This window comes from Cupriavidus sp. 86D6 (assembly GCF_057815095.1).
In genome coordinates this window covers 708,730-726,585 of record NZ_JBYPSB010000002.1, presented here as the reverse complement: position 1 = coordinate 726,585, position 17,856 = coordinate 708,730, and the positions used below count along the sequence as shown (strand labels likewise).

Genomic DNA, 17,856 nt, shown 5'->3' with positions numbered 1-17,856 from the left:
TCGCCGAAGTTGGAACGGAACCTTGCGGCGATAAGCGGGGAAAGTCACGCAATAGACCGTTCGCCATGCGAACGGTTCAGCCGGGCGTAGGGCAGGCACCCAGTCCCGGCTGCAAATCCGGCTCGCACGCCGGCCGGTTTCGCGGCGCCGATCCGCTATAATTCCACGTTTTGCACGCGCAGAATTACCAGGAATATCAATGGAAGCAGAACGCCTCAACGCCATCTCCGGTGCCATCTCCGATCTCCGTTCGCGAACGGAAGATCTACGGGGGTATCTTTGACTACGATGTCAAGGAAAACCGCCTAGACGAAGTCAACGGACTTCTGGAAGACCCGGACGTCTGGAACAACCCCAAGCGTGCCCAGGACCTGGGCAAGGAAAAGAAGGCGCTCGAAGCCGTCGTGCAGACGCTGGGCAAGCTCACCGCCGACCTTACCGGCGCGGAGGAGCTGTTCGAGCTCGCGCGCGAGGAAGGTGACGACGAGACGCTGGAATCGATCGACGCCGACGTGCAGGGATTCGAGGCGATCGTCGCCGACATGGAATTCCGCCGCATGTTCTCAGGCGAGATGGACCAGGCCAACGCCTTTATCGACATCCAGGCCGGCGCCGGCGGTACCGAGGCGTGCGACTGGGCATCGATGCTGCTGCGCCAGTACCTGAAGTACTGCGAGCGCAAGGGTTTCAAGGCCGAGGTGCTGGAAGAGTCCGAGGGCGACGTGGCCGGCATCAAGAGCGCCACGATCAAGATCGAGGGCGAATACGCGTTCGGCTACCTGCGCACCGAGACCGGCGTGCACCGCCTGGTGCGCAAGTCGCCGTTCGATTCGTCGGGCGGCCGCCACACGTCGTTCTCGTCGGTGTTCGTCTACCCCGAGGTGGACGATTCGTTCGAGGTGGAAGTCAACCCGGCCGACCTGCGCGTGGATACCTATCGCGCATCGGGCGCCGGCGGCCAGCACATCAACAAGACCGATTCGGCCGTGCGGATCACGCACATCCCGACCGGCATCGTCGTGCAGTGCCAGAACGACCGTTCGCAGCACCGCAACCGCGCCGAAGCCATGTCGATGCTCAAGTCGCGCCTGTACGAGCATGAAATGCGCAAGCGCCAGGCCGAGGCCGACAAGCTCGAAGCCGGCAAGACCGATGTGGGCTGGGGCCACCAGATCCGCTCGTACGTGCTGGACCAGAGCCGCATCAAGGACCTGCGCACCAACGTTGAAATGTCCAACACGCAGAAGGTGCTCGACGGCGACCTCGACCCGTTCATCGAGGCCAGCCTGAAACAGGGCCTGTAACACCGGCAAGACTGCCACCGCAGCCGTGCCGCCATGCCCGCCCCGTGCCGGCATGGCGGCACGGCAAATACCAAGAGTCTCCATCCCGAAGTCGCCGTTTCATCGAACAAGGTCCACGTCATGACCACCGGAACGCCCCGCTCCACCCATCTCTACATCGTCACCGGCGCCTCGCGCGGCCTGGGCGCATCGCTCGTGCGTGCGCTGCTCAAGCCGGGCAACCGCATCATCGGCGTGGCGCGCAGCCGCAACACCGACCTCGAACGCGAAGCCTCGGCCAGCGGCGTGCCGGTGGCGTGGCACCTGCAGGACCTGTCGCAGCCCGGCCCGTCGGCCGGCTGGCTGTCCAGCGTGCTGGAAGCGGTCGACGATGCGCCGGCCAGCGTGACGCTGATCCTGAACGCGGGGGTGGTGGCGCCCATCGGCCCGATCACCGAACTGCACGAAAACTCGCTGGTGCCGCATCTGCAGACCAACCTGGTCACGCCGATGACGATGACCGGCGCGTTCATCGACGCCACCGCGCGCTTCGACTGCCCGCGCAAGGTGCTGGCCATCTCGTCGGGCGCCGCGCGCAACCCGGTGCCGGGCTGGAGCGCCTACTGCGCCGGCAAGGCGGGCCTGGACATGTTCATCCGCTCGGTCAATGCCGAGTACGCGGGCCTGGCCGACGATCGCGCGGTACGCGCCGTGGCGCTGGCGCCGGGCGTGGTGGACACGGGCATGCAGGAAACCATCCGCGGCGCCGATTTTGCCCAGGTGCAGCGTTTCCGCGACCTGAAGGCGAATGACCAGCTGGCGTCGCCCGACGATGTCGCGCAACGCATCGCCGCCTATCTGGAACGCGCCGACTTCGGCAAGACCGAACTCGACGACATCCGCAACTATTGAACTGAACCATCGCGCAAGGCCCCGTGGCCTGCACGACCGAAGCTGACACCATGACCGAACCGACCCGCACGCCTGCCGCCGCACCCGCCGACGCGCCTGCCGTAGACGAGAACAAGATCATTGCCGAACGGCGCGAGAAGCTGCAGGCCCTGCGCGAGCAAGGCGTGGCCTTCCCGAACGATTTCCGCCCGACGCACCAGGCCGGCGCGCTGCACGCGCAGTATGGCGAGACCGACCAGGCCGCGCTGGAAGCCAGCCCCGTGGAAGTGTCGATCGCCGGTCGCATGATGCTCAAGCGCGTGATGGGCAAGGCCAGCTTTGCCACCGTGCAGGACGGCAGCGGCCAGATCCAGTTCTACATCACGCGCGACAAGGTGGGCGAGGACGTCTACGCGGCGTTCAAGCACTGGGACCTGGGCGACATCATCAGCGCGCGCGGCGAGCTGTTCCGCACCAACAAGGGCGAGCTGTCGGTGCAGGTGCGCGAACTGCGCCTGCTGTCAAAGAGCCTGCGCCCGCTGCCGGACAAGTTCCACGGCCTGGCCGACCAGGAAATGAAGTACCGCCAGCGATATGTGGACCTGATCGTCTCGCCGGAAACGCGCGACACGTTCCGCGCCCGCACCAAGGCGATGTCGTCGCTGCGTCGCCATATGTCCGATGCCGGCTTCATGGAAGTCGAAACGCCGATGCTGCACCCGATTCCGGGCGGCGCGGCAGCCAAGCCGTTCATCACGCACCACAACGCGCTGGACATGCAGATGTTCATGCGCATCGCACCCGAGCTGTACCTGAAGCGCCTGATCGTGGGCGGCTTCGAGCGCGTGTTCGAGATCAACCGCAACTTCCGTAACGAAGGGGTGAGCCCGCGCCACAACCCCGAGTTCACGATGATGGAGTTCTACGCGGCCTACACGGACTACCGCTGGCTGATGGACTTCACCGAGAACCTGATCCGCCAGGCCGCCATCGACGCCAGCGGCAGCGCCGTGCTGAACTACCAGGGCCGCGAGCTGGACCTGTCCAAGCCGTTCCATCGCCTGACGATCTGCCAGGCGATCCAGAAATACGCCCCGGAATATACCGATGCCCAACTGGCCGACGCCGACTTCCTGCGTGCCGAGCTGAAGGGCAAATTCAAGATCAACACCAGCGCGCCGCAGTTCCTGAACGCCGGCGTGGGCACGCTGCAACTGGTGCTGTTCGAGGAAACGGCGGAGTCGCAGCTGTGGGAGCCGACCTACATCGTCGACTACCCGGTGGAAGTGTCGCCGCTGGCGCGCGCCTCGGACACGCAGCCGGGCATCACCGAGCGGTTCGAGCTGTTCATCACGGGGCGCGAGATCGCCAACGGCTTCTCGGAACTGAACGATCCGGAAGACCAGGCCGACCGCTTCCGCAAGCAGGTCGAACAGAAGGACGCCGGCGACGAGGAAGCCATGTACTTCGACGCCGACTACATCCGCGCGCTCGAATACGGCATGCCCCCGACCGGCGGCTGCGGCATTGGCATCGACCGCCTGGTCATGCTGCTGACCGACAGCCCGAACATCCGCGACGTGATCCTGTTCCCGCACCTGCGGCGCGAAGACTGATCGGCAGGCGCAGCCAGCCTGCGCCATGTCTGGTTCCCCACGCCTGCCTGGGCGTGGGGCGCTCCCAACACCTCCCGACTTGCCGGCTGTTACAGACGCCCGCGCACCTTCCCCCTACCCTCGCCGTAACCTTTTGATTTTCCGGCAGATTTGTGGCTACAGATCCTTACAAAATCAAACGGAAACAGAATCGTAATTCGGCCAGACTTTAGGTATCCACCCCTTCAGGGTGACTTGGAGAACAAGAAATGTCTGGTCGGGAAACCCTCCCCGCCCTGCCGTCGCAACGCCGCCTGAACCCGCTCGTGGGCGCGGCCGCCGTCGCACTTGTGGTGGCCAGCCTCACGGTGGTCGCAGCCGTAACGGGCGTGCTGCCGATTACCAAGGCCACACAGGCGCCGGCCGAGGCTTCGTACAGTTCGTACAGCAGCGCATCCGGGGGCTCGTACAGCGGCAATCAAACCGGCACCCAGCCCGTCATGAACGAGCCGCCGCCGCTCACGAGCCAGCCGGCACCGGGATCGACGACGCGGCCACCCGCCTATGACGCTCGCCAGGCTCAGAACAACATGGCGCCGCCGCCGGCCCAGCCGATGCAGCAGGCCCAGGCTGAAGAAAAGCCGGCCGCCCGGCCCAGCCATACGGCCGGTCATGTGACAGGCGTGCAGGTCGTGGAAGCCGAAAAGCCGACCAGCGGCCTGGGCGCCGTTGGCGGTGCCGTCGTGGGCGGCCTGCTCGGTAACCAGATCGGCTCGGGCAATGGCCGGATCCTTGGCACCGTGGCCGGCGCGGCTGCGGGCGGCTTCGGCGGTAACTACGCCGAGAAGAAGCTGAACACCAACAAGTCGTACCGCGTCAGCGTGAAGATGGACGACGGCTCGCGCCGTACGTTCACGTACCAGAATCCTCCGGGAGTCGAAGTGGGCCAGCGCGTGCATCTGGAGCGCGGCGTGCTTGTGACTGGCTGACGCCCGTCGGATTCGGTGCCGCCCAGGCGAGCCCGATCCCGACACAAACAAAAAAGCACGGCGTGACAGCCGTGCTTTTTTGCTTCATTTGCCTTGGATCAACCGGACTTATTCCGCTTCCTCGATCCACGCTTGCTGGATGGCCTCCAGGATCTTCTCGCCCGAGCGTTCCGGCAGATCGCTGAAACCGTCCAGTTCCAGCACCCACTGGCGCAATTGGGTAAAGCGCACCGTTACCGGGTCGACGTCAGGAAACTTGTCGTACAGCGCGGCGGCGATATCGTAGGTATCTGTCCATTTCATGGGAAAACTCCTCGCGCGGGCCTTAGTGGCCTTCCTTGGCGTGATTGATCGTGTACTTCGGGATTTCGACGGTCAGATCCGTGTCCGCGACGATGGCCTGGCACGACAGGCGCGAATTGGGCTCCAGGCCCCACGCCTTGTCCAGCAGGTCTTCCTCTTTTTCCTCGGCATCTTCCAGCGAGTTGAAACCTTCGCGCACCACCACGTGGCACGTGGTGCAGGCGCACGACTTCTCGCAGGCGTGCTCGATGTTGATACCGTTGTTCAGCAGCGCGTCGCAGATGCTGGTGCCGGTGCCGGCCTCGAAGACGGCGCCCTCGGGACACAATTCGACGTGGGGCAAAACGATGATCTGTGGCATGTGATTCCTGTTTTCTCTCTCTAGGCAGGTGAGCGGCGTGTGACTCAGCCGAGCTCCTGCACCTTCTTTCCGGCCAGCGCGCTCTTGATCGAGCGGTCCATGCGGCGGGCGGCAAATTCGTCGGTGCCGTGCGACAGCTGCTCGACGGCCGCCTTGATCGCGTGGTGGTTGTCACCGCGCGCGATATCGGTCACACGGGCCATCAGCGCATCCACGGCCGCGCGTTCGTCGGCCGACAGCAGGTCGCCATCGACTTCCAGCGCACGCGCGGTGGCCTCCACCAGCCTCGCGGCCTCGACGCGTTCCTCGGCCAGCGCGCGGCTCTTCATGTCGTGCTCGGCCTCGCGGAAGCTCTCCTGCAGCATGCGCGCGATATCGTCGTCGGCCAGCCCGTACGACGGCTTGACCGATACCGACGCTTCCACGCCCGAATTGGTCTCGCGTGCCGACACCGACAGCAGCCCGTCCGCATCGACCTGATAGGTCACGCGGATGCGCGCCGCGCCCGCCACCATCGGCGGAATGCCGCGCAGCTCGAAACGCGCCAGCGACCGGCAGTCGCTGGCCAGCTCGCGCTCGCCCTGCAGCACGTGAATGGCCATGGCGGTCTGGCCATCCTTGAAGGTGGTGAATTCCTGCGCACGCGCGACCGGAATCGTGCTGTTGCGCGGGATGATCTTCTCGACCAGGCCGCCCATCGTCTCCACGCCCAGCGACAGCGGGATCACGTCGAGCAGCAGCCAGTCCTCGCCCGGCGCATGGTTGCCGGCCAGCAGGTTGGCCTGCATGGCGGCGCCCAGCGCCACCACCTTGTCCGGGTCCAGGTTGGTCAGCGGCTGCTGGCCAAAATAATCGCCCACGGCCTTGCGGATGGCCGGCATGCGTGTGGCACCGCCCACCAGCACTACACCCTTGACATCTTCGGGCGTCACGCCGGCATCGCGCAGCGCCTTGCGCACCGGGGCCAGCGTCTTCTGCACCAGGTTGGCGGTGATGGCGATGAACGTTTGCGCGTCCAGCGGCAGATGCACGATCTCGCCGGTGGTCAGCACGGCGTCGATCACGGTGCTGTCGCTGGCGGACAGGGCTTCCTTGGCGGCACGGGCGCGCATCATCAGCAGGCGCGTGTCCTCGGCCGACAGCGGCTGCAGGCCGGCCTGCTCGACCACCCAGCACAGCAGGCGCTGGTCGAAGTCGTCGCCGCCCAGCGCCGAATCGCCGCCGGTGGACATCACCTCGAACACACCCTTGGTCAGCTTGAGCACCGAGATATCGAACGTGCCGCCGCCCAGGTCGTACACGGCGTAGATGCCTTCGGCGGCATTGTCCAGGCCGTAGGCAATGGCGGCTGCGGTCGGCTCGTTGAGCAGGCGCATCACCTCCAGGCCCGCCAGTTGCGCGGCATCCTTGGTGGCCTGGCGTTGCGCGTCGTCAAAGTATGCGGGCACCGTGATCACGGCACCCACCAGTTCGTCGCCCAGCGAATCCTCGGCACGCTGGCGCAGCGTGGCCAGGATCTCGGCCGACACTTCCACCGGGCTCTTGATGCCGGCCGCGGTCTTCAGCTGCACCATGCCCGGCGCATCGACAAAGTCGTACGGGCTGTGCTCGATATTGGCCACGTCACGCAGGCCACGGCCCATGAACCGCTTCACGGAAACGATCGTGTTCTTGGGGTCGCGCACGGCCTCGTCCTGGGCCTTGAAGCCGATATGCGCGTTGCCGTTGGGCAGGTAGCGCACCACCGACGGCAGCAGCGAGCGGCCATCGTCGTCGGGCAGGACTTCGGGAATGCTGTTGCGCACGGCGGCCACCAGCGAATTGGTGGTGCCAAGGTCGATGCCAACGGCCAGCCGGCGCTGGTGAGGCGCGGGCGACATGCCGGGTTCGGAAATCTGGAGCAGTGCCATGAGAATCTTCTAATCTTCGAGCCGATCGATCGCCTCGCTGGCGTCGTGTTCGATCTTCTCGATAAACATCAGCTGGCGCGCGGCGGCGCCGGCGGCTTCGTTGTCACCGGCATCGAGCAGCGCGCCGAGTGCCGCGTGGCGCTCGCGCTTTTCCTGGCGCAGGTCGCGCAACAGGCTGTCGAGCTGGTCCACGTCGCGCGCCTGCGTCGCGTCCTGCAGCGCCTCGCGCCATTCCATCTGCTGCATCAGGAATGCCGGCGCCATTGCCGTATTGCTTTCGGCCTGGATGTCCACGCCGCGCAGATGCAGCAGGTAGATGGCCCGCTTGAGCGGCTGGCGCAGCGTGCGGTATGCCTCGTTGGCATGCGCAGCCCACTGCATGGCCACGCGCCGCTCGGCATCGCCGGCATTGGCAAAGCGGTCAGGGTGCGCCTGCGACTGGACGGTGCGATAGGCCGCGTCCAGCGCGGCTTCGTCCACTTCGTATTGGGCAGGCAGCCCGAACAGCGAGAAAAAATCGTCTTTCAAAGCGCGTCTTTCCAAAACATTCACAACAAAAAGGAGCGGTCATGCCGCCCCTTGTCGTGTCGCCGCCCTCGCATCGGTTGCCGATCCGGGTGCGGCACGGGTGATCAGACCCGGAACGACTCGCCGCAGCCGCACTCGTCCTTGACGTTCGGGTTGTTGAACTTGAAGCCTTCGTTCAACCCCTCGCGTGCGAAGTCCAGTTCGGTACCGTCGATGTACGGCAGGCTCTTCGGATCGACGATCACCTTGATGCCGCGCGTCTCGAACACCTGGTCTTCCGGCTGCAGTTCGTCCACGTACTCCAGCTTGTACGCCAGGCCCGAGCAGCCGGTGGTCTTCACGCCCACGCGCAGGCCCAAGCCCTTGCCGCGGCGTTCCAGGTAGCGGGAAACGTGTTTCGCCGCCTTTTCGGTCATCGTGATCATCTTTGCCTTGCTGTCGAAACGCCGCGCGCGATACCGCACCGCACGCGGCCATACCAACCCGTCTGAAGCGGACCGCGCCGCTCAGGCAGCCTTCTGCTCGGCGCCGCCGTGCTTCTTCTTGTAATCCTCGACGGCCGCCTTGATGGCGTCTTCGGCCAGGATCGAGCAGTGGATCTTCACCGGCGGCAGCGCCAGTTCCTCGGCGATCTGGGTGTTCTTGATCTCCAGCGCCTGATCCACGGTCTTGCCCTTGACCCATTCGGTCACCAGCGACGACGACGCGATGGCCGAGCCGCAGCCGTAGGTCTTGAACTTGGCGTCTTCGATCACGCCCGCCTCGTTCACCTTGATCTGCAGCTTCATCACGTCGCCGCAGGCCGGGGCGCCGACCATGCCGGTGCCCACCGCGTCGTCGTTCTTGTCGAACGAACCGACGTTGCGCGGATTTTCATAGTGGTCGAGAACCTGGTTGCTGTAAGACATTTTGGTTACCTCTGACGAATCTTTATGGGGTTCTTGTTGTTGCCGTGGACCGCAATCAGTGCGCAGCCCACTGGATCGAATTCAGGTCGACGCCGTCCTTGAACATCTCCCACAGCGGCGACAGGTCGCGCAGCTTGCCGATCTTGTTCCTGAGCAGCTCGACGGTGTAGTCGATCTCGGCTTCGGTCGTAAAACGGCCAACCGTGAAGCGGATCGAGCTATGCGCCAGCTCGTCGTTGCGGCCCAGGGCGCGCAGCACGTACGACGGCTCCAGCGACGCCGACGTGCAGGCCGAACCCGACGACACGGCCACGTCCTTGATGGCCATGATCAGCGATTCGCCTTCGACGAAGTTGAAGCTGACATTCAGGTTGTGCGGCACCCGGTGTTCCATCGAACCGTTCAGGTACACCTCTTCCATCGACGACAGGCCATTCCACAGGCGGTCACGCAACATGCGGATGCGCTCGTTCTCGGTGGCCATTTCCTCGCGGGCCAGGCGGAACGCCTCGCCCATGCCGACGATCTGGTGCGTGGCCAGCGTGCCCGAACGCATGCCGCGCTCATGGCCGCCACCGTGCATCTGCGCCTCGATGCGCACGCGCGGCTTGCGGCGCACGTACAGCGCGCCGATGCCCTTCGGGCCGTAGGTCTTGTGGGCCGAGAACGACATCAGGTCGCACTTGAGCGTGGACAGGTCGATCGCAACCTTGCCGGTGGCCTGCGCGGCATCGCAGTGGAAAATGATGCCCTTCTCGCGGCAGATCTCGCCGATCTGCTCGACGTCCTGGATCACGCCGATCTCGTTGTTCACGAGCATCACCGACACCACGATCGTGTCCGGGCGGATCGCCTGCTTGAACACGTCCATGTCGATCAGGCCATCGTCCTTGACGTCGAGGTACGTCACCTCGAAGCCCTGGCGCTCCAGTTCGCGCGTGGTGTCCAGCACGGCCTTGTGCTCGGTCTTCACGGTGATGATGTGGCGGCCCTTGCCCGAGTAGAAATTGGCCGCGCCCTTGATGGCGAGGTTATCCGACTCGGTCGCACCCGACGTCCACACGATCTCGCGCGGATCGGCACCCACCAGCGCAGCCACCTGCTCGCGCGCCTCTTCCACCGCGCGCTCGGCATCCCAGCCGTACGCGTGGCTGCGCGACGCCGGATTGCCGAACTGCTCGCGCAGATAGGGAATCATCTTGTCCGCCACGCGCGGGTCCACCGGCGTGGTGGCCGAGTAATCCATGTAGATCGGGAAATGTGGGGTGGTGCTCATCTTATGACTGCCTTATAGGGATCACTAATCGCGTACTGCCTACCGATAGTTTAATGCAGGTGCCGCAACCTTGCTCAGGACTGCGCGAGGCTGAACACCGAGTTGACCACGCGGGCGCGCGCCGGCTTTTCCTGCTTCTCGGCCTTGCTGCGCGACACGGTGACGGGCTGCTGCGCGGCGTCTTCGCGCATGTCGTGCAGCACGGCAGGCTGCCGGGCACGTTGCTGGTCAACGAGATTCTTCAGCGATACGGAGTCCAGGTACTCGACCATCTTCTGGTTCAGCGTGGCCCACAGCTCATGGGTCATGCAGCGCCCGGATCCGTCATCTCCGTTACACTTGCCCTTCCCACCGCACTGGGTGGCATCGAGCGGCTCGTCCACGGCGATGATGATGTCTGCCACCGTCACGTCCTCGGCCTTGCGCGCGAGGCTGTAACCACCGCCCGGACCGCGTACGCTCTCGACGATCTCGTGACGGCGCAGCTTGCCAAACAGCTGCTCCAGGTACGACAGCGAGATCTTCTGGCGCTGACTGATGCCTGCCAGCGTGACAGGACCCTGATCCTGGCGCATGGCCAGGTCGATCATGGCGGTTACCGCAAAGCGGCCTTTGGTAGTCAGTCTCATGATGCTCGGGGAGAGGGAATACTTGAGAATTTCGCTCGAGTTTAAGATATCCCGACTAAATCAGTCAAGTACCCCATCCCGCAACGCACTATTCCACGCCCCATAACGATCGCGCTGGCGCAGCTTCGGAAAACGGCCATGCAAAGCCAGCCGGGTTGATTTCCCGCATGGCATATCGGGCAATTCCTGTAGCCCTGCTCACGCCAGTTGGCGCCGCAACATGTCGATCACGCCGTCGCAGGCATCCTCGATGTAGTCCAGCACGCGCTCGAAGCCGTCACCTTCGCCATAGTACGGATCCGGCACTTCCTCGACTCGATAACGCGTGGCAAAGCTCATCAGCAGGCGCAGCTTGTCGGCGCCGACCCCGGGAAGCAGCCGGCGTAGCCCGGCCATGTTCTCCAGGTCCATGGCCAGCACAAGATCGAAGCGATCGAAGTCGGCCACGTCCACCTGACGGGCCCGCAGCGCCGAAAGGTCATAGCCGCGCTGCAACGCCGCGCGCTGACTGCGGGCGTCGGGCGCCCGGCCGACGTGGTAGCCATGGGTACCGGCGGAGTCCAGTTCGACCCGGTCCGACAGGCCGGCGGCCTGAAGCTTGGCGCGCAGCACGCCCTCCGCCGTTGGAGAGCAGCAGATGTTGCCCATGCAGCACATCAGGATGGCGTATTTTTTCATCGATGCGATTTTACCGTCATGCACACCGTCGAAAACCCACGCCAGGCGATAGCGTCGCCAGCGGCTACAGCCGCTCGGCCAGCAGCTTGCCGCGCGCGAATCCGGCTGCCTCGGCGTCGGTGGGCGACTTGTAGTGCTCTGACGTCGGCGAGGTTTCCACCAGCGTGTCGGCCGCGCGAATGTTCGTGCCCTTGCGGCACACGCGAACCGTGTAGTCCCATTCGATGGGCGACCGGGGTTTCACCAGCACCTGGATCTCGTGCGTTTCGAAAACCCTCTTTTTCCATTCACTGCTATAGGACATCAGTGTCTCCTGGCGTGCCGGCCTTCTTCGGGCGTGATTGGGGGCTGATTCGGGGTTCAGCTCACCTCGCCGGCATCTATTGTCCGCATGGCTTCGGCTTCCGCCAGCGCAAGGGCTGCCTCTGGCGTATCGGCCGAGCCGGTCTCGGTTTCAAACGTGGGCCCGCCGGGTTCGCCGAACGCATCGGAAATGGTCAGTACCCCGGCGAAACCGCCGCCCGCATGCGCAACGGCACGGGCAACGACCGTATAACCACCATATTCGAACTGTGTCACCATGGCACACTCCCTGGTTCGTGATCGGGCGTCCCGCGCTGGGCGGATTGCCTAATCACTATAGGATGCCGTGGCGCACCATGCCCATCGAGGGCCGATCAGGTCTTCCCTCAGCTTGACGGCGGCAGCAGATGGTCGCCTTCGGCACCGGCCCCGAACACCTGTGCACGCAGCTTGGCCAGCTGGTCGCGCACCTGGGCCGCCTTTTCGAACTCCAGGTTCTTGGCGTGGTCGAGCATCTGCTTCTCCAGACGCTTGATTTCCTTGGCCACCTGCTTTTCGCTCATGTCCTCGTATTTCGCGCGTTCCGCGGCGGCGGTCAGCTCGGCCTTGACCTCGTCGGCGTCGTACACGCCATCGATGATGTCCTTGATCCGCTTGACCACGCCGCGCGGCGTAATGCCGTGGGCATCGTTGTGCGCGATCTGCTTGGCGCGGCGGCGCTCGGTTTCCTGGATCGCCACCCGCATCGAATCGGTCATGCGGTCGCCGTAGAGAATCGCGGTGCCATTGACGTTACGGGCGGCCCGCCCTATGGTCTGGATCAGCGATCGCTCCGCACGCAGGAAGCCTTCCTTGTCGGCATCGAGGATGGCCACCAGCGACACTTCCGGAATATCCAGGCCCTCGCGCAGCAGGTTGATCCCGACCAGGACGTCGAACGTGCCCAGGCGCAGGTCGCGGATGATTTCCACGCGCTCGACCGTATCGATGTCCGAATGCAGGTAGCGCACCTTGATGCCGTTTTCGGACAGGAACTCGGTCAGCTGCTCGGCCATGCGCTTGGTCAGCGTGGTCACCAGCACACGCTCGCCGGCCTGCAGCCGCAGGTGGATCTCGCTGAGCAGGTCGTCCACCTGCGTGGTGGCGGGCCGCACATGGATGATCGGGTCGACCAGGCCGGTCGGCCGCACCACCTGCTCCACCACTTGCCCGGCGTGCTCCTTCTCGTAGTTCGCGGGGGTGGCGGTCACGAAGACCGCCTGGCGCATCTTGCGCTCGTATTCCTCGAACTTGAGCGGCCGGTTGTCCAGCGCGGACGGCAACCGGAAGCCGTACTCCACCAGCGTGGTCTTGCGCGCCCGGTCGCCGTTGTACATGCCGTTCAACTGGCCGATCAGCACGTGCGATTCATCCAGGAACATCAGCGCGTCGGGCGGCAGGTAGTCCACCAGCGTCGGCGGCGGCTCGCCCGGCTTGGCGCCCGACAGGTGGCGCGAGTAGTTCTCGATGCCCTTGCAGAAGCCCAGCTCCGACAGCATTTCAAGGTCGAAACGCGTGCGCTGCTCCAGCCGCTGCGCCTCGACCAGGCGGTTTTCCTTGTAGAAGAAGTCGAGCCGCTCGCGGAGCTCCACCTTGATGTCCTCGATCGCCCGCAGCACGGTCTCGCGCGGCGTCACGTAGTGGCTCGACGGGTAGACGGTGAAGCGCGGAATCTTCTGACGGACGCGGCCCGTCAGCGGGTCGAAGAACTGCAGCGAATCCACCTCGTCGTCGAACAGCTCCACACGCACGGCCATCTCGGCATGCTCGGCCGGGAAGATGTCGAGCGTGTCGCCGCGCACGCGGAACGTGCCGCGCTGGAAATCGGTCTCGTTGCGCGTGTACTGCATGGCGATCAGCCGCGCGATCACGTCGCGCTGGCTCAGCTTGTCGCCGGTACGCAGCGTCAGGATCATCTGGTGGTATTCGCTCGGATTGCCGATACCGTAGATCGCCGACACCGTCGCCACGATGATCGTGTCGCGCCGCTCCAGCAGGCTCTTGGTGGCCGACAGCCGCATCTGCTCGATATGCTCGTTGATCGACGAGTCCTTTTCGATGAACAGGTCGCGCTGCGGCACATAGGCCTCAGGCTGGTAGTAGTCGTAGTAGCTGACGAAGTATTCCACCGCGTTGCGCGGGAAAAATTCACGGAATTCCGAATACAACTGCGCCGCCAGCGTCTTGTTTGGCGCAAATACGATGGCCGGCCGGCCCATCCGGGCGATCACATTGGCCATCGTGAAAGTCTTGCCCGAGCCGGTCACGCCCAGCAGCGTCTGGAACGACAGGCCGTCCTCGATGCCCTCCACCAGTTGCCGGATCGCCTCGGGCTGGTCGCCGGCGGGCGGATACGGCTGGTACAGCTGGAACGGCGAGCCCGGAAACGTGACGAATTTGTCTTCGTCCAGGGGCGGGGCGACTTCAGCGAGATTCGTCATAAACGTAGGGAAAAACCTGAGGGAAACTGGCGGGATACGCTAGAATCTGGGGGTTGCGCGGATCGGTTCAAGCCCGGTTGGCCATAGTTTGCCGAAGGGATACTGTCAGCTTCTGTCAGTAGTGACAGGAAGTCAGTCAGGAGCCCGTCGCCGGTGCCGCCGCAGCCACAGCGCAGTTCGAAGCATTCTACGCCCTCCGTTTTCTTACACAGCTGACCACGAGATCCCAAATGAGTTTGTTTTCTGCCGTCGAGATGGCCCCGCGCGACCCGATCCTGGGCCTGAATGAAGCATTCAATGCCGATACCCGCGCCACCAAGGTGAATCTGGGCGTTGGCGTGTACTTCACCGACGAAGGGAAAATTCCGCTGCTGCGCGCCGTGCAGGAAGCCGAAAAGGCCCGCCTGACCAGCGCCACCCCGCGCGGCTACCTGCCCATCGAAGGCATCGCCGCCTACGACCAGGCCGTGCAGACCCTGCTGTTCGGCAAGGATTCGGCCCTCATTACCGAAGGCCGCGTCGTGACGGCTCAGGCACTTGGCGGCACGGGCGCCCTGAAGATCGGCGCCGACTTCCTGAAGCGCCTGTACCCGGACGCATCGGTCGCCATCAGCGATCCGAGTTGGGAAAACCACCGCGCGCTGTTCGAATCCGCCGGTTTCCCGGTGGTCAACTACGCCTACTACGATGCCCCCTCGCACGGCCTGAACTTCGCCGGCATGGTGGAATCGCTGAAGTCGTACCCGGCCAACACGATCGTCGTGCTGCACGCGTGCTGCCACAACCCGACCGGCGTGGACCTGAACGACGCCCAGTGGAAGCAGGTGGTGGAACTGGTCAAGGAACGCAACCTGATCCCGTTCCTGGACATGGCCTACCAGGGCTTTGCCGAAGGCATCGAGCCGGACGGCGCCGCCGTGCGCCTGTTTGCCGAATCGGGCCTGCCGTTCTTCGTGTCGAGTTCGTTCTCGAAGAGCTTCTCGCTGTACGGCGAGCGCGTGGGCGCGCTGTCGATCGTCACCACGGGCAAGGAAGAAGCCCAGCGCGTGCTGTCGCAGATCAAGCGCGTGATCCGCACGAACTACTCCAACCCGCCGACCCACGGCGGCACCGTGGTGGCTACCGTGCTGAACAGCCCAGAACTGCGCGCCATGTGGGAGCAGGAACTGGCCGAAATGCGCGACCGCATCAAGCTGATGCGCAACGCACTGGTGGACAAGCTGGCGGCCAAGGGCGTACCGGGCGACTTCTCGTTCGTGAAGGCCCAGCGCGGCATGTTCTCGTACTCGGGCCTGACCTCGGCGCAGGTGGACCGCCTGCGCACCGAGCACGGCATCTACGCCGTCGGCACCGGCCGCATCTGCGTGGCGGCGCTGAACAGCCGCAACATCGACGCCGTGGTCAACGCCATCGCCGCCGTGTACTAAAAAGCAACACCTGACCCTGCGTCAACGGCAAAAGGCGACCTGGAGGCCACTCGGGTCGCCTTTTTTGTCATTGTCAGGCGGTGTCATCCAGATTTAGCGCCAATGTCCTATTGTCTTCCCCGCTTGCCGGCGTAACTTGGAAGCGTATGCTGCAAAGCACGATCGTTCGATTGCGGGCATAATCCGTTGCGCGACAAGCACTCGCGACAAGAAAGGCTAGACAGGTACCGGCATGCTTTACCAACTGCATGAATTCCAGCGTTCGATGCTGAACCCGCTGACCGCGTGGGCCCAGGCGACCGCCAAGACGTTTACGAATCCCCTCAGCCCCCTTTCGCTGATTCCGGGCGCGCCCCGGATGGCGGCGGGATACGAGCTGTTGTACCGGCTCGGCAAGGAATACGAGAAGCCGGAGTTCGGCATCAAGAGCGTGCGCTCGAATGGCCGCGAGATCCCCATCGTCGAACAGACCGTGCTGGAAAAGCCGTTCTGCAAGCTGGTGCGGTTCAAGCGGTATGCCGACGACCCCGAGACCATCAAGCTGCTCAAGGACGAGCCGGTGGTGCTGGTCTGCGCGCCGCTGTCGGGCCACCATGCCACGCTGCTGCGCGACACCGTGCGCACGCTGCTGCAGGACCACAAGGTCTACGTGACCGACTGGGTCGATGCCCGCATGGTGCCGGCCGAGGAAGGCGCGTTCCACCTGGCCGACTACATCTATTACATCCAGGAATTCATCCGGCATATCGGCGCCGACAAGCTGCACGTGATTTCGGTCTGCCAGCCCACCGTCCCGGTGCTGGCCGCGATCTCGCTGATGGCGTCGGCCGGCGAAAAGACGCCGCGCACGATGACGATGATGGGCGGCCCGATCGATGCGCGCAAGAGCCCGACGTCGGTCAACTCCCTGGCCACCAACAAGTCGTTCGAATGGTTCGAGAACAACGTCATCTACACGGTGCCGGCGAACTATCCGGGCCATGGCCGCAAGGTCTATCCGGGCTTCCTGCAGCACGCCGGCTTCGTGGCGATGAATCCGGACCGCCATCTGTCGTCGCACTATGACTATTACCTGAGCCTGATCGAGGGCGACGCCGACGACGCCGAAGCGCACGTGCGCTTCTACGATGAATACAACGCGGTGCTGGACATGGCCGCCGAGTACTACCTCGACACGATCCGCGAAGTGTTCCAGGAATTCCGCCTGGCCAACGGCACGTGGGAAATCGACGGCGACCCGGTGCGCCCGCAGGACATCAAGGGCACGGCGCTGCTGACCATCGAAGGCGAGCTCGACGACATCTCGGGCGCGGGCCAGACGGCCGCCGCGCACGACCTGTGCGCAGGCATCCCGAAAACGCGCAAGCAACACATCACCGCGCCGAAGTGCGGCCACTACGGGATCTTCTCGGGCCGCCGCTGGCGCGAGAATATCTACCCGGAACTGCGCGACTTCATTCGCAAGTACTGAGCGTAGCCCGGCCCCGCCCGGGGCCGGCATGGCAGAACGCCCGCGAGATCCTCGCGGGCGTTCTTGTTTCTGGCCGATCGGCTATGCCGCTGAGCGATGTCTCAGCGATTGGTCAGGTACGACAGCAGCATGTCGGTATGCAGGTCGGCAAAGCGCGCGTGTTCTTCCTCGGTGGCCACGTCGCGGCCGATGACGGCACTGATCGTGTACCGGTTCGACAGCACGTAATAGCCCAGCGCCGAAATGGTCAGGTAGAACTGCGGCACGTCGATGTTGTCGCGGAACACGCCCTGCTGCTGGCCGCGCCGGATGATGTCGGCCAGCACGTCCACCACCGGATTGATCAGCTGATGGAGCTGGGCCGACTTCTTCAGATGCCGGGCCTCATGCAGGTTCTCGCTGTTCACGAGACGGATGAACTCCGGATGCGCGTAGTACCAGTCCCAGACGAAGCGGGCCAGCGTGCGCACCCCCGCCACGGGGTCTTCGTCGGTGATATGCAGCTGCTCCTCGGCCGCGCGAAACTCGGCGTACTGTTTTTCGAGCACGGCCAGGAACAGGCCTTCCTTGCTGCCGTAGTAGTAATAGAGCATCCGCTCGTTGGTCTCGGCGCGGCGTGCGATCTGGTCGACACGGGCACCCGCCAGCCCGCCCTTGGCAAATTCCTCCGTGGCGGCGGCCATGATGCGTCGGCGCGTGCCTTCTGGGTCCCGCTTGGTTTTTGGCTCGTTCGACATGAATATCTGATCTGTCAGTTGCGCGGATTATGGCACAGCCCGCCACCTCGTCCGGGCTCCTCTTCCCGTTCGGGTGACGGCGAATCA

At 64.3% G+C, this 17,856-nt stretch carries 19 protein-coding genes; 6 read left to right on the top strand and 13 right to left on the bottom strand.

All coding sequences use genetic code 11. The features are described from left to right. Nucleotides 1–199: 199 nt before the first annotated feature. From prfB to AC3G88_RS08430, 4 genes are all read left to right on the top strand, one after another. A protein-coding gene (prfB, locus tag AC3G88_RS08445; protein WP_488893263.1) for a peptide chain release factor 2 occupies nt 200–1,304 on the top strand; the annotation gives its coding sequence in 2 pieces (ribosomal slippage) (nt 200–280 and nt 282–1,304; 1,104 coding nt in all). A 120-nt stretch (nt 1,305–1,424) separates the two neighbouring features. Further along, entirely contained in the window at nt 1,425–2,195 is a 771-nt protein-coding gene (locus tag AC3G88_RS08440) for an SDR family oxidoreductase (RefSeq protein WP_400393411.1), read from the top strand. A 50-nt stretch (nt 2,196–2,245) separates the two neighbouring features. After that, entirely contained in the window at nt 2,246–3,790 is a 1,545-nt protein-coding gene (gene lysS, locus AC3G88_RS08435) for a lysine--tRNA ligase (protein ID WP_153948935.1), read from the top strand. Between the two features lie 248 nt (nt 3,791–4,038). After that, the gene (locus AC3G88_RS08430; RefSeq protein WP_488771296.1) at nt 4,039–4,758 is read left to right on the top strand and encodes a glycine zipper 2TM domain-containing protein; all 720 of its coding nucleotides are present in this window, start codon (nt 4,039–4,041) and stop codon (nt 4,756–4,758) included. A 108-nt stretch (nt 4,759–4,866) separates the two neighbouring features. On the opposite strand, the gene iscX is transcribed toward AC3G88_RS08430, so the two are convergent. From iscX to uvrB, 12 genes are all read right to left on the bottom strand, one after another. Beyond that, on the bottom strand, nt 4,867–5,061 hold the full coding sequence (iscX, locus tag AC3G88_RS08425) for a Fe-S cluster assembly protein IscX (protein WP_066738820.1): 195 nt from the start codon (nt 5,059–5,061) through the stop codon (nt 4,867–4,869). A 22-nt stretch (nt 5,062–5,083) separates the two neighbouring features. After that, nucleotides 5,084–5,422, bottom strand: a complete 339-nt coding sequence (gene fdx / locus AC3G88_RS08420; protein WP_092596329.1) for an ISC system 2Fe-2S type ferredoxin — start codon at nt 5,420–5,422, stop codon at nt 5,084–5,086. Nucleotides 5,423–5,466: 44 nt separating this feature from the next. Next, a complete protein-coding gene (hscA, locus tag AC3G88_RS08415) occupies nt 5,467–7,332 on the bottom strand; it encodes a Fe-S protein assembly chaperone HscA (RefSeq protein WP_488771294.1) in 1,866 nt (621 codons plus the stop codon). A gap of 9 nt (nt 7,333–7,341) precedes the next feature. After that, entirely contained in the window at nt 7,342–7,860 is a 519-nt protein-coding gene (gene hscB, locus AC3G88_RS08410; protein WP_488771292.1) for a Fe-S protein assembly co-chaperone HscB, read from the bottom strand. A gap of 104 nt (nt 7,861–7,964) precedes the next feature. Continuing rightward, nucleotides 7,965–8,285 carry an iron-sulfur cluster assembly protein IscA gene (gene iscA / locus AC3G88_RS08405; protein WP_066738950.1) on the bottom strand — a complete coding sequence of 107 codons (321 nt, stop codon included), beginning with the start codon at nt 8,283–8,285 and terminating at the stop codon, nt 7,965–7,967. Between the two features lie 81 nt (nt 8,286–8,366). Further along, entirely contained in the window at nt 8,367–8,768 is a 402-nt protein-coding gene (iscU, locus tag AC3G88_RS08400; RefSeq protein WP_066738828.1) for a Fe-S cluster assembly scaffold IscU, read from the bottom strand. 55 nt (nt 8,769–8,823) lie between these two features. Then, nucleotides 8,824–10,044, bottom strand: a complete 1,221-nt coding sequence (locus AC3G88_RS08395; RefSeq protein ID WP_400392537.1) for an IscS subfamily cysteine desulfurase — start codon at nt 10,042–10,044, stop codon at nt 8,824–8,826. A 74-nt stretch (nt 10,045–10,118) separates the two neighbouring features. After that, entirely contained in the window at nt 10,119–10,673 is a 555-nt protein-coding gene (gene iscR / locus AC3G88_RS08390) for a Fe-S cluster assembly transcriptional regulator IscR (RefSeq protein WP_488771289.1), read from the bottom strand. A gap of 198 nt (nt 10,674–10,871) precedes the next feature. Next, nucleotides 10,872–11,351, bottom strand: coding sequence for a low molecular weight protein-tyrosine-phosphatase (locus tag AC3G88_RS08385; RefSeq protein WP_488893262.1), 480 nt, complete (start codon nt 11,349–11,351; stop codon nt 10,872–10,874). Between the two features lie 64 nt (nt 11,352–11,415). After that, nucleotides 11,416–11,655 carry a hypothetical protein gene (locus tag AC3G88_RS08380; protein WP_153948942.1) on the bottom strand — a complete coding sequence of 80 codons (240 nt, stop codon included), beginning with the start codon at nt 11,653–11,655 and terminating at the stop codon, nt 11,416–11,418. 56 nt (nt 11,656–11,711) lie between these two features. Next, nucleotides 11,712–11,933, bottom strand: coding sequence for a hypothetical protein (locus AC3G88_RS08375; RefSeq protein ID WP_092596350.1), 222 nt, complete (start codon nt 11,931–11,933; stop codon nt 11,712–11,714). A 107-nt stretch (nt 11,934–12,040) separates the two neighbouring features. Beyond that, the gene (gene uvrB, locus AC3G88_RS08370; protein WP_488771285.1) at nt 12,041–14,134 is read right to left on the bottom strand and encodes an excinuclease ABC subunit UvrB; all 2,094 of its coding nucleotides are present in this window, start codon (nt 14,132–14,134) and stop codon (nt 12,041–12,043) included. A gap of 230 nt (nt 14,135–14,364) precedes the next feature. Here uvrB and AC3G88_RS08365 point away from each other — a divergent pair, with 230 nt between their 5' ends. Further along, nucleotides 14,365–15,561 (top strand): amino acid aminotransferase, encoded by a 1,197-nt coding sequence (locus AC3G88_RS08365; RefSeq protein WP_400392545.1) that lies wholly within the window; start codon nt 14,365–14,367, stop codon nt 15,559–15,561. A gap of 232 nt (nt 15,562–15,793) precedes the next feature. Beyond that, nucleotides 15,794–17,032: a polyhydroxyalkanoate depolymerase gene (locus AC3G88_RS08360; protein WP_153948945.1), complete on the top strand. Its 1,239-nt coding sequence runs from the start codon at nt 15,794–15,796 to the stop codon at nt 17,030–17,032. 101 nt (nt 17,033–17,133) lie between these two features. On the opposite strand, the gene AC3G88_RS08355 is transcribed toward AC3G88_RS08360, so the two are convergent. Continuing rightward, entirely contained in the window at nt 17,134–17,769 is a 636-nt protein-coding gene (locus tag AC3G88_RS08355) for a TetR/AcrR family transcriptional regulator (protein WP_153948946.1), read from the bottom strand. Nucleotides 17,770–17,856: the final 87 nt, after the last annotated feature.